The sequence below is a fragment of the Methylomonas sp. MK1 genome, assembly GCF_000365425.1.
Classification (GTDB): Bacteria; Pseudomonadota; Gammaproteobacteria; order Methylococcales; family Methylomonadaceae; genus Methylomonas.
Genome location: NZ_AQOV01000001.1, coordinates 3,414,363 through 3,426,312, shown reverse-complemented (window position 1 = coordinate 3,426,312; position 11,950 = coordinate 3,414,363). Strand labels below are relative to the sequence as shown.

At 51.1% G+C, this 11,950-nt stretch carries 10 protein-coding genes; 6 read left to right on the top strand and 4 right to left on the bottom strand.

What is annotated here, in order from left to right; translation table 11 throughout:
• Positions 1-105: 105 nt before the first annotated feature.
• Positions 106-1,941: a retention module-containing protein gene (locus tag G006_RS0116270; RefSeq protein ID WP_020484280.1), complete on the top strand. Its 1,836-nt coding sequence runs from the start codon at positions 106-108 to the stop codon at positions 1,939-1,941.
• 62 nt (positions 1,942-2,003) lie between these two features.
• On the opposite strand, the gene G006_RS28900 is transcribed toward G006_RS0116270, so the two are convergent.
• Entirely contained in the window at positions 2,004-2,615 is a 612-nt protein-coding gene (locus G006_RS28900; protein WP_020484279.1) for a VPLPA-CTERM sorting domain-containing protein, read from the bottom strand.
• A 284-nt stretch (positions 2,616-2,899) separates the two neighbouring features.
• On the opposite strand from G006_RS28900, the gene aceE reads away from it, so the two are divergent.
• The 4 genes from aceE to G006_RS0116245 all read left to right on the top strand — a co-directional run bounded on the left by aceE (position 2,900) and on the right by G006_RS0116245 (position 8,851).
• A complete protein-coding gene (gene aceE / locus G006_RS0116260; RefSeq protein ID WP_020484278.1) occupies positions 2,900-5,572 on the top strand; it encodes a pyruvate dehydrogenase (acetyl-transferring), homodimeric type in 2,673 nt (890 codons plus the stop codon).
• 13 nt (positions 5,573-5,585) lie between these two features.
• Positions 5,586-6,881 (top strand): 2-oxo acid dehydrogenase subunit E2, encoded by a 1,296-nt coding sequence (locus G006_RS0116255; RefSeq protein ID WP_020484277.1) that lies wholly within the window; start codon positions 5,586-5,588, stop codon positions 6,879-6,881.
• A 10-nt stretch (positions 6,882-6,891) separates the two neighbouring features.
• Complete coding sequence (lpdA, locus tag G006_RS0116250) at positions 6,892-8,307, top strand: dihydrolipoyl dehydrogenase (RefSeq protein WP_020484276.1); 1,416 nt, start codon at positions 6,892-6,894, stop codon at positions 8,305-8,307.
• 97 nt (positions 8,308-8,404) lie between these two features.
• Entirely contained in the window at positions 8,405-8,851 is a 447-nt protein-coding gene (locus G006_RS0116245) for a hypothetical protein (protein WP_020484275.1), read from the top strand.
• Between the two features lie 59 nt (positions 8,852-8,910).
• Here the strand turns inward: G006_RS0116245 and G006_RS0116240 are convergent, their stop codons facing one another.
• From G006_RS0116240 to mutY, 3 genes are all read right to left on the bottom strand, one after another.
• Positions 8,911-9,456 (bottom strand): hypothetical protein, encoded by a 546-nt coding sequence (locus G006_RS0116240; RefSeq protein WP_020484274.1) that lies wholly within the window; start codon positions 9,454-9,456, stop codon positions 8,911-8,913.
• A 155-nt stretch (positions 9,457-9,611) separates the two neighbouring features.
• Complete coding sequence (locus G006_RS0116235) at positions 9,612-9,881, bottom strand: oxidative damage protection protein (protein ID WP_026147105.1); 270 nt, start codon at positions 9,879-9,881, stop codon at positions 9,612-9,614.
• Positions 9,865-10,932 (bottom strand): A/G-specific adenine glycosylase, encoded by a 1,068-nt coding sequence (gene mutY / locus G006_RS0116230; RefSeq protein WP_020484272.1) that lies wholly within the window; start codon positions 10,930-10,932, stop codon positions 9,865-9,867. The genes G006_RS0116235 and mutY overlap by 17 nt, the downstream gene beginning before the upstream one ends.
• A gap of 260 nt (positions 10,933-11,192) precedes the next feature.
• On the opposite strand from mutY, the gene G006_RS0116225 reads away from it, so the two are divergent.
• Entirely contained in the window at positions 11,193-11,873 is a 681-nt protein-coding gene (locus tag G006_RS0116225; protein ID WP_020484271.1) for a zinc ribbon domain-containing protein, read from the top strand.
• Positions 11,874-11,950: the final 77 nt, after the last annotated feature.

Sequence of the window (11,950 nt, the reverse complement as noted above, 5' to 3'; positions counted from 1 at the left end):
TCTAGGCAAATTTCGAACCAAGGTACTATGTCAACTTGTTCAAATTAGCTTATTATTCGGCCACTAAATCACGTTATTTACTTGGAATAATCTCCGGAGCAAAGCATGGCCAAAGAAATCGGCATCGTTAAAATCGCAACCGGCACCGTTACCGCCATTGCCGCCGACGGCAGTAAACGTATTTTGCAGGTGGGCGACCGCGTTTACCCGACCGATCTCTTAACTACTGCCGATGGCAGCACGGTGATGATACAGCTTGCCAACGGCTCCTTCGTTGACATGGGCGGCAATGACAGCATGCAACTGGGTGCCGTATTGCAAGAACTGGGCGACGCAACTCAGACCGCGCAAAACCCGCAACCGGCAGGACTCTCCGCCGAAGAAATTCAAGCCGCCTTACTGGCCGGCGCCGATCCGACGGCAATAGCCGAAGCTACCGCCGCCGGCGGAGCGCCGGGTGCCGGAGGCGCACCGGGAGCAGGTAACGAAGGCCATGTGCCGGTTACTGTCGAATACCTCAACCCCGTGGCACCTGTCACTAACGGTTTCGATACCACGGGGCCTGAGGTGGCGTTTACGCCGATTGTGCCGGAAGTTTTGATATTGAATCCGGACCAGGCCGCTGCCGCTATCCCGATAGTCGGCAGCGCTACTAATGTCATTGTGGACGAAAGCAGTGCCAGCCAGCTACTTTCTCAGTCCGGTACGCTAAGCATTAACGGCCAAACGCCGTTATCAGTAGCTTTGTCGGCAACTGGAGCGACTTGGGATAGTAATACGCAAACCCTGACAGCTAACGACGGCTCTTATCAGGTAGTTGTGAACAATGGCAGTTACACCTTCACCTTGCTAAACGCTTTGACCCACATAAACACGGGCACGCCGGAATCGCCGGCTATTGGCTTTACATTTTCCGCAACGTTAACCGATCAGGACGGTAGGGTCGCAAATACGACGTTTAGCGCGAACGTGTTTGATGACGCACCCTTCGTCAAAAACAGCAACGGGAATTTACAAGATGCCGCAGGTCAAACATTAACAGGCTTGATTGATTACGATCTGGGTTTTGATGGCTTTGGAAGTGCCGGTGGTGTAAATTTGATAAACAATAATGGGGCGTTAACGTCTCGAGCAGACGGTATTTCTTATTTGATTGTCGATAGCAACGGCGACCAGTTACAAGAGCTTTATGCTTTTGTCGATAACGGTGCCCTGACGACCACATTTGCCGACCTCAGTGCTGACCGCATGGTATTTTCGCTGCTGCCGACAGTTAACGGCGCCGTTGATGGTGCGTACAAATTGGAATTACACGATGTTTTGGATTTGCCTGCTGCGCCGAGCACCACGCTAGATTTTGGTAGTGCCGCGCTGGCTTTCGGTGCCGGAAAAGTTGCTGTAGGGAATTCTCTACTTGTTGAGGGCAGCAACCTGTTTATCGACTCAACAAACAATGACGTCGGTGTGGGTGATAGATTTTTGGATACATCGGAAGTAATAACCTACAGATTTGGTACTGTCGGCGGTTTCGATATTACATCCCCGCAATTAGTAAACTCGGTACAACTCAATGAAGCCGATGTTGGTAGTGCTTTGGATGTTTTTACCTGGACAGCTTATAGGGGGCTAACCCAAGTTGATACTGGAACGGTTGTATTTAGCACGCCTGCTGGAGGTGGGCTTACGGACCCGATTGATGTGGTTGGTGGTTATGACAGATTGGAAATCCAGGTTAATTTTGGCAAACTCGCGGTGGGAGGTCTGCAATATAGCAGCGTAGCGCCACAAAACCTGCAATTACAGTTTGGTTTTAGTGCAACAGATGGTGATGGCGATAGCACCGACGTTGGTAGCTTTACCGTCGATACCGGCGCATTGCTCAATACTGGCATCAGCAGTGTGCTGCCTGATTTGCAACACCCCGATAGCGTTATTCATTAATCAAGTGCATTTCGCAACAAAAAGCCGGCATAAGCCGGCTTTTTGTTGCCTGGGAACAAGCTTTAATCTGCTTTGCGCTGTTTTCCGTACCCTACCATACCAATCAGACCAGACAAAAACAGCCATGTTGCAGCCGGCAAAGGTACTGCCGAAGTCGTATACGTGATAGTGGCTTGGACAAAAGGGTTGCTGCCTTGTCCAGCATTCAAGTCCGCGGTCACATCAGGTGATAGTGCCAAGGTGATAAGGATTTTGTTGTCCTGTGTCCAGCTCTGCAATAAAGCACCCGGTAGCGGCGTGCTCCGCGACCACTCGACCAAATCGGCGTTTGTAACCGTGCTGTAATTGTTGGCGTCGACAAAGACAGAACTAGAGTTAACTGGTGGAGCAATAGGGGCGAATTTCAGATTGCTGATAACGCTTTCGAATGTAACAGCGATGTTCTCAGGATTGGCAGTAGATGCGTTGATGGAGTAATCTCCACGCGCATGGATAGTGAAGCTGCCGGTCACTAAATCAGCCAAAGGCGCATTATCAATCGTGAAGGTAAAAAGCTGTCCATCCTGGGTTTGCTGGAACTCAGTCGAGGTAAAACTGACCAGCCCAGCGCTAGCTTCTATGCTTGCCGTAGAAAGAAACAAGGCAACCAAGGGTTTAACTAGTTGATTACGCATAGGGATTTCCTTAAAAATGAGTACTGGCACAAATTTTACGTCATGTCGGCTTGCAAAGCCACCTGTACTTAAGGGCTGAAACGGATTAAACCCAATTCAATTCTAACCATGCAATAGTCTTTTGCCGGTTTGGAAAAACTAATCCGCTGCGGTTTTTGTCCACATCCAGGTTTTACCTGGATTCTAGCCAGATTTGCTGGCAGCGGATTGCTAAAAAAGTATGCTCAAACCAGTCATTTCGGGTATCCTTTTTAAGCTAATCCAACGTTTTCCAAGGTTCCGTAATGACCAACAATACCGATATTGCCGCCAAACACGATATTGATCCTGCTGAAACCCTAGAATGGATGGAGGCACTGCAAGCGGTGATAGAAAAAGAAGGTGGCGACCGCGCCACCTTTTTGATTGAAACTCTGCTCAGTACCGCCAGACAAGCCGGCATGGACATTCCGTTCTCAGCCAACACACCATACATCAACACCATCCCGATAGATCGACAACCTAAATTCCCCGGCAATACCGACATCGAGCGCACCATCCGCTCTTACGTGCGCTGGAACGCAATGATGATGGTATTGCGCGCGAATAAATACACCAACGTTGGTGGCCATATCGCCAGTTTCGCTTCCGCGGTTACCTTGTACGACGTAGGGCAAAATCATTTCTGGAACGCGCCCTCGGACAAACACGGCGGCGACCTGATTTTCTCGCAAGGCCATTCCGCACCAGGCACTTACGCTCATGCCTTCTTGCTCGGCCGTTTGAGCGAAGAACAAATGGACAGCTTTAGGCAGGAAGTCGGCGGCAACGGCTTATCCTCTTATCCGCACCCGTGGTTGATGCCCGACTTCTGGCAATTCCCCACCGTATCGATGGGCTTAGGCCCTATCATGGCCATTTACCAAGCCCGCTTCATGCGTTACATGCAAAATCGCGGCTTTGCCAATACCGACGGTCGTAAAGTATGGGCCTTCTTGGGCGACGGCGAAACTGACGAACCGGAAACCCTAGGCGCGATTGGCATGGCCGGCCGCGAAAAACTGGACAACCTGATTTTCGTCGTCAATTGCAACCTGCAACGTCTGGACGGCCCGGTACGCGGCAACGGCAAGATCATTCAGGAACTGGAAGGCAACTTCCGCGGCGCGAACTGGAACGTGATCAAAGTTATCTGGGGTCGTCGTTGGGATGCTATCTTGTCCCGCGATAAAGATGGCCTGATCGTAAAACGCATGATGGAATGCGTCGATGGTGATTATCAAACCTTCAAATCCAAGGACGGCGCTTACGTCCGGGAAAAATTCTTCAACACCCCGGAATTGCAAGAATTGGTGAAAGACTACACTGACCGCGACATCTGGGAATTGAATCGCGGCGGCCACGACCCAATCAAAGTTTTCGCAGCATTCAATGCTGCTGTCAACCATACCGGCCAACCCACTGTAGTTCTGGCCAAAACCATCAAAGGTTACGGCATGGGCGATTCGGGACAAGCGCAAAACACCAGCCATCAACAGAAGAAGATGAGCATGGAATCGATCAAATACATCCGAGACCGCTATCAATTGCCGGTCAGCGACGAAGAGTTGATCAATCTGCCTTACCTGCGTTTTGCGGAAGACTCTGCCGAACTGAATTATCTGCGTCAACGCCGCGTCGATCTCGGCGGTTTCCTGCCGGCTCGCCGCGCCAAATCTTACCCTCTGGAAATCCCCGCTTTATCGGCGTTCAAAACCCTACTGGACGGCACCGGCGAAGGGCACGAAATTTCCACCACGATGGCCTTTGTGCGCATACTGAACATACTGGTCAAGGACAAGCAAATCGGCAAACGCGTGGTGCCTATCGTACCCGACGAATCGCGCACCTTTGGTATGGAAGGCATGTTCCGTCAGCTGGGTATCTGGTCGCAAGTCGGCCAGCTCTATACCCCGCAAGACGCTGAGCAATTGATGTTTTATAAGGAAGACAAGCACGGCCAAGTGTTGCAGGAAGGCATCAACGAAGCGGGCGGTTTGTGCGACTGGATCGCGGCAGGTACTGCCTATTCGACACATGGCGTGCCGATGATTCCGTTCTTTATCTATTACTCGATGTTCGGTTTCCAACGCGTCGGCGACCTGATCTGGGCTGCAGCCGATCAACGCACGCGCGGCTTCCTGCTGGGCGGCACCGCCGGCAGAACCACCCTGAATGGCGAAGGCTTGCAGCATGAAGACGGCCATAGCCACTTGATGTCAGCTACCGTACCCAACTGCTATTCCTACGACCCCACCTTCGCTTGCGAGTTAGCGGTGATCATTCAGGACGGTTTGCGCCGGATGTATGTCGAACAGGAGGACATTTTTTACTACATCACCTTGATGAACGAAAACTACGACCAGCCGGCCATGCCGGAAGGTGCGGAAGCCGACATCTTGAAAGGGATGTATTTGTTCAAAAAAGGCCCGAACAGCAAAAAACCGCGCGTGCAGTTATTGGGTTCCGGTACCATTTTTATCGAAGTGATCGAAGCCGCCAAATTGCTGCACGACGACTGGGGCGTGGACGCCGATATCTGGAGCTGCCCCAGCTTTACCGAATTGGCTCGCGACGGCCAAACCTGCGAACGCTGGAACCGCTTACATCCGACCGAAAAACCGCGTACCACGCATGTCGCGCATTGCCTGGACAATAGCAAAGGTCCAATTATTGCAGCCACCGATTACATGCGCGCATTTGCCGAACAAATCCGGCCTTGGGTAAAAGCGTCTTACACCGTACTGGGGACCGACGGTTTTGGCCGCTCCGACACTCGCGCCAAACTGCGGAGTTTCTTTGAAGTGGACCGGCACCACGTCACCATCGCCGCATTGCATAGTCTGGCGCAAGCCGGCGAATTCGATGCCGCCAAGGTCGAAGTGGCAATCGCGAAATACAACATCAACCCTGACGCAACCGCTCCTTGGTTGATTTAACGGAAAGCGACATATGAGTTCTGTAATTGAAATAAAGGTCCCCGACGTCGGTAACGTCCCTGAAATCGACATCGTCGAAGTACTGATCAAACCCGGCGATGTGGTCGCTGTTGAACAAACTTTGGCGGTGATGGAAACCGATAAAGCCACTATGGATTTACCTTCCAGCGCGGCCGGCACCATTAAAACCGTACACATTAAACCGGGTGATAAAGTCTCCGAGGGTACGCTGATCGCCACCCTTGAAGCCGGCGAAGCAGTCGCTGCGGCTCCTTCCGAACCGGCGCCGGCAGCCACGCCAGCCCCAGTCGAACCAACCCCTGCTCCGGTTGCGGAAGCACCAAAAGCAGAACCGACCAAGCCTGCCCCAGCACCTGCTGCACCAGTCGCAACAAGTAACGAAGGTTTTAAAGCGCACGCCACGCCTAGCGTCAGACTCTTTGCCCGCGAATTGGGTGTGGACCTGAGCAAGATCCAAACCGGCAGCGGCCGTAAGGGTCGGATCCTGCAAGACGATGTGAAAAACTTCGTCAAGCAAGTCATGGCCTCCGGCGGTTCGACCAGCGGCGGCGCAGGCATACCGGCTATTCCAGCGGTCGATTTCACCCAATTCGGGGAAATCGAAGAAAAACCGCTCAGCAAAATCAAGCGTCTGACTGGTCAAAATCTGACCCGCGTCTGGTTAAACCTGCCGTTGGTGACCTATCACGATGAGGTGGCTATCGATGCGATGGAAGACTTCCGCAAGTCAGTCAACGCCGGCTTGGCGAAGGACGCCGTCAAAGTCACCGGCCTGATCTTCATCATGAAGGCCTTGGTCGCTGCGATGCAGAAATATCCGGCCTTCAACAGCTCGCTATCTCCGGAAGGCGACAAGTTGTATTTCAAAAAATACTTCCACATTGGCATTGCCGTCGATACGCCAAATGGTCTCGTCGTACCGGTCATCCGCGATGTGGATAAGAAAGGTATTTTCCAATTGTCCAATGAGTTGGCCGAGAAAAGCGAACTGGCCAGAACCGGCAAATTGAAACCGGCCGACATGCAAGGTGGCTGCATGACCATCTCCAGCTTGGGCGGCATCGGCGGCACCGCGTTCACGCCTATCGTCAACGCGCCGGAAGTGGCGATTTTGGGCGTCACCCGTTCGAAAATGCAACCGGTCTGGAACGGTTCCGCGTTCGAACCGAAATTGATGTTGCCGCTGGATATTACCTACGACCATCGAGTCATCGACGGTGCCGAAGGCGCACGTTTTATGGAAGCATTGAAATCTTATCTGGGCGACATTCGCCGGCTGTTATTGTAGGAGTAAGGATATGAGCGATTCTGTCACGCATGCTGAAGTTCTGGTACTTGGCGGCGGCCCCGGTGGTTATACCGCCGCGTTCCGCGCTGCCGATTTGGGCAAGCAAGTCGTGTTGGTCGAACGCTACCCAGTATTGGGTGGGGTTTGCTTGAATGTGGGCTGTATCCCGTCCAAAGCTTTGCTGCACACCGCGCAAGTGATACACGAAGCCGATGCCATGGCGGAACACGGCGTTAGTTTCGGTAAGCCTAACATCGATCTGGACCAAATCCGCGCTTGGAAACTAAGCGTCAGCCAAAGCTTGAATCAAGGCCTCGGCAAATTAGCGAAGCAACGCAAGGTCACCGTAATCCATGGCGTGGGTAAATTTGCCACGGCCAACAGTTTGACCGTAACCGGCGAATCCGGCGTGCAAACCATCACTTTCGACAACGCCATCATCGCCGCCGGCTCGCAGCCGACCAAAATCCCCAGCTTTCCGCACGACGACCCGCGTGTTTGGGATTCAACCGATGCGTTGGAATTAAAATCGATACCGGAAAAATTATTGATCGTTGGCGGCGGCATTATTGGGTTAGAAATGGCGACTGTTTACCACGCATTGGGCTCGAAAATCAGCGTCGTGGAATTGATGGATCAGATTATCCCCGGCTGCGACAAAGATTTGGTTACACCGCTGCAACGCAAGATCAAAAAGCAATACGAGAATCTGTGGCTGAAAACCAGCGTCAAAGCCATGGAGCCCACGGATGCCGGCATTAAGGTCACTATGGAAGGCAAGGATGCACCTGAGTCGGAGGTTTTTGATGCGGTATTGGTGGCAGTCGGTCGCCGTCCCAACGGCAAGCTGATCGATGCCGACAAAGCGGGCGTCAATGTTGACGAGCGTGGTTTCATTCCGGTGGACAAGCAAGGTCGCACCAACGTCAGCAATATTTTCGCGATCGGCGACATCGTCGGCAATCCGATGCTGGCCCACAAAGCCACGCACGAGGGTAAAATCGCCGCCGAAGTCATTGCCGGCCATAAAGCCGGTTTCGACGCGCTGACCATTCCGTCCGTAGCATATACCGATCCCGAAGTAGCCTGGATGGGCTTAACCGAAACCCAGGCACAGCAGCAAGGTGTGGAATTCGACAAAGCCGTATTCCCTTGGGCCGCCAGTGGTCGCTCTTTGGCGCTGGGCCGTAGCGAAGGTATTACCAAAATACTGACTGACAAAACCACCGGCCGTATTCTTGGTGCCGGCTTTACCGGGCCTGGTGCGGGCGAATTAGTCGCAGAAGCCGTGCTGGCTTTGGAAATGGGTGCGGATGCGACGGACATTAGTCTGAGCATCCACCCGCATCCAACTTTATCCGAAACCTTTGCGTTTGCGGCGGAAATGATAGAGGGGACGATTACCGACCTGTATGTAAAGAAATAGTCCTTATTTTGCTAAGCGCAAAATTCGTGAGCGGGTTAAAAGTCAGCCTGCAATTTTTTTTCGGTGAGAACGCCGACATCATATAGAAGGAACAGCAGTGGAAAAATTTGTCTTTGGGGCTGGCGAGGATGACAGAAAAAGGTTGCTGAATTTCGTTGATGCTCTGCAGCAATTTTTAGAGAAGGTGATAAATAACGGCGAGTATTTTCAACCGAAATTTCGCGACGATTATAAAAAAGCCTGGATGGAACTTAATCCGAATTTTTCGGCGTTAAAAGACGGCTTGCAACGTGCCGAAACCCACACTTTGTTAGCGCAAGGCTTATTGGGAACCCAGCTAAATCTAAAGCTCGCCGTCATCAATCATTTTTTAGGCGAATTTTTGCTCTACGGAATAGAAATTATCGGCGGCCACAAACTGCTTGAAAAACTTTTAGGCGTTGTCGGCAAATTACTGGCAAACATGGCAAGCGCAGTGGGCACCGGCTTAGCCATTCATAGCTTCGTAGATTTTCTTGTTGCAATGATCAAGGACGACAGCTAGTGATAATGCTCTCTTAGGCAATCCCTAAGAGAGAGAAACCCGAGCTACTAAAACGCTATTCAAGCGGCTTTCTTAACTTCAACGCCTCTAGCCAACAAACCATCTCTACCTTTCTCCGCCAAAGCCATGATTTGATAAGCCAAATCTTCGGAGATATTCAATTGTTTTAAAGAGGCGACCAAATGCTCCATCACTATGTCGTAATGGAAATCGTCAGGACCGAGCTTCATCAAAAAACAATGGGCAGGCGTTAACAACGTGATGCTTCTTATCTCTTGCCCGCCAACGATATCCAGCAGGAAGGCAAAATCGTTACCGGTAACCAAACTCGGTTTGGCGTTAGTGCGGGCAAACGCTGTCGTAAAATACCCGTCCAATGCCTCTAATACTCTCTCATCGGCACTATTGAAGCTATTGAAGTAAGCTTTCAAATAAGCTTTTAGGGCACCGGCCTGCTCAGCAGCCGGGCGGCTGAAGAAGAAGCGGTTAATCCGATAGTCGTCCAGCATTTTTGCATAAAACACATCCACTATTTTACCGATCAGGACATGATCGCCGAGAGTGGCGCGCAAGGCATGAATCTGATTTGCTACAGTTGCGCTCATAACTTTTCTCCGGAGGATAGTTTTTGATATACATCCTGAGCGTTCCAGTCACAGCCATTTTGTCAATGTTTTAACCGCATTAACATTATACAAAAGCCGTACAGATGGCCTTTTAATACTACCAATCTGACAACGCGTCTAAAGCCCACCCGGCACTATTTTTTCGGCACATAGCCTTCCGGCAACTCGAACCCTCCTGCAAATAAAAATTTCTCACGCTCGGCTTCCAATATTTTTTTTGCGGCCGGATCGAAACTGGATAGCCTCTGCTCGTTAATTATCATGGTTTGCATCGCCAGCCAGTCCTTCCAGGCCTGTTTCGATACATGATCGAAAATGCGTTGGCCGTTGGCACCAGGAAACGGCGGCGCATCCAGACCTTCAGCCTCAATGCCCAGTTTTACGCATTTAATCATTCTCGTCATTTTGATCCTCTGTGAAATGTTGTTGCAGCAGACGCTTGATCGGCGCCGGCAAACCTAAAGTAGTAATCTCTGCGGTTTTATACCAAACCGCCCGCTCGCCTTCCATCACATTGTTTATGGGGTTTTCCAATTTCGCCAGGAACGGCGTGTAGTCCAGATGATAATGCGAAAAACTGTGGCGCTGGCCTGGTAAAGCTTGCGAGGCATGGATTCGGTAATTGCGTTGCAGACACCAGTCTTGCAAAGCCTGCGGATCGGCAAATTCCGGCACACTCCATAGTCCGCCCCAAATACCGGTCGGCGGCCGCCTTTCCAGCAATATCCGGTTTTCCTTGTCTAATAACAGCAGGAAATATAATTGTTTGACCGGTACATCCTTGCGAGGCTTGGGGCCTGGCAATTGTTTTATTACACCCATCTGCCTGGCCTGACAGCTATCTGCGATAGGGCAGATGTCGCATAGCGGCTTACTGCGGGTGCAGAGCGTGGCCCCCAAGTCCATCATCGCCTGCGTATAGTCTCCGGTTCTTTGCGTCGGCGTATAGCGCTGACTAATTTGCCAAAGCTGCCCCGCAACCTTGTTGTCGCCTGGCCAGCCATGCACGGCGTGAAACCGCGCCAGTACGCGCTTGACGTTGCCGTCCAATATGGGCTGACTTTGCCCGCAAGCAATGCTGAGTATCGCCCCCGCAGTGGAGCGGCCGATGCCGGGCAAGGCACTGAGTTCTGCGACGGTTTGCGGGAATATGCCGGCATTGTCGGCAACGATTTGTGCCGTTTTGTGTAGGTTTCTGGCACGCGCATAATAGCCAAGCCCGGACCAGTGCTGTAAGACTTCGTCCAGCTCTGCGCTTGCCAGGCTTTGCACCGTTGGAAATCTGGCGACGAAGCGATTGAAATATGCAATCACGCTGACGACTTGCGTTTGCTGTAACATAATCTCCGACACCCAAACTCGATAAGGATTAATGTCCCGTTGCCATGGCAAATCCTTGCGGCCATGATTATCAAACCAGCTAAAGAGTTTTTGTTGGAATTGTTCGGGGGGCATGATGTCGTTTGAGAGAAGGGAAAATCAATTGCGCATTGCCACTGAATAGTACCGTAAAGGATTTAGATAAGGCAAAAAACCGTTTTTCGACTGTGGTCTACGAGCCGTAAATAGCCAGACAGTGTTTGAACTTCTACGGTTTTAGCAGCGAGGGTTATCCGCTTTTTTGTATGTTATTCTCTACCTAAGGAATCACGCTCGTTCAACGAGCTAATGATTGATTCAAATTCGGTCCCCTACAAACAGGAGTTGAAACGCCTATGTTTTCTTTGATTTCCTCATCGAGCAACGCATGGCAGCGGGCCGCCCAGCTATTCATTACGATTGCCAGCATTCTGACAATAGGCAAATTAATTACGCTAGTACCGGTAATGACGGAATTGGAAGTGGCTGGTGTATTCAAGGCTGCGGGCTTAGTCTGGTTTTTCGCCAGGCTGGCGGCATTAATTTTGTTTTATTTTTTTGCCGGCTACGTTATAGAAGCCATTCCCAATAGCGGCGGTGCGTTGTCGTTTGCCAAAGGCATTGCGGAACCGTTAACCGCTCTGTTGATTTTGATTACAGTGCAGGCGTTGTTTTGGGAGTTATTGGCGCCGTTCGTCGATAGCTTAGGTAGAACGATTTACCATAGTAGCGCGATCATTCTGATCGTAAGCGTCAGTATTTGGTTTGTGGTCAGGGCGTATAGCCATGCAACTTACTTGGTCGATACCGTTGCCAAGCTGGTTGAAATGTTATCAAGGTTTCTCCCCCAACAAAAACTGACCTGTCAGCAATGCGGCGCCGACATTACCGCAAATACTCATTTTTGTAATACCTGCGGACACAAAACCCAGTCATCCAATACATGTCCCGCATGCGAAACCACTGTTCCGGTTGATCAACAATATTGCCAGAATTGTGGATCGAAGCTTGGCAAGACAACAGTTACTGACAGTTGAGGAATAGCTGGATTTACAGCGGAAATCGCGACGCTACTTCAATATCTTAGCCACACTGCAAAATTGACGTTGAGTTC

Bases quoted from the DNA above. Each gene is read 5' to 3' on its own strand.
- G006_RS28900 (WP_020484279.1), bottom strand. From the start codon at position 2,615: ATGCGTAATCAACTAGTTAAACCCTTGGTTGCCTTGTTTCTTTCTACG.
- G006_RS0116235 (WP_026147105.1), bottom strand. From the start codon at position 9,881: ATGACGAGAATGATTAAATGCGTAAAACTGGGCATTGAGGCTGAAGGT.
- G006_RS0116255 (WP_020484277.1), top strand. From the start codon at position 5,586: ATGAGTTCTGTAATTGAAATAAAGGTCCCCGACGTCGGTAACGTCCCT.
- lpdA (WP_020484276.1), top strand. From the start codon at position 6,892: ATGAGCGATTCTGTCACGCATGCTGAAGTTCTGGTACTTGGCGGCGGC.
- aceE (WP_020484278.1), top strand. From the start codon at position 2,900: ATGACCAACAATACCGATATTGCCGCCAAACACGATATTGATCCTGCT.
- mutY (WP_020484272.1), bottom strand. From the start codon at position 10,932: ATGCCCCCCGAACAATTCCAACAAAAACTCTTTAGCTGGTTTGATAAT.
- G006_RS0116225 (WP_020484271.1), top strand. From the start codon at position 11,193: ATGTTTTCTTTGATTTCCTCATCGAGCAACGCATGGCAGCGGGCCGCC.
- G006_RS0116240 (WP_020484274.1), bottom strand. From the start codon at position 9,456: ATGAGCGCAACTGTAGCAAATCAGATTCATGCCTTGCGCGCCACTCTC.
- G006_RS0116270 (WP_020484280.1), top strand. From the start codon at position 106: ATGGCCAAAGAAATCGGCATCGTTAAAATCGCAACCGGCACCGTTACC.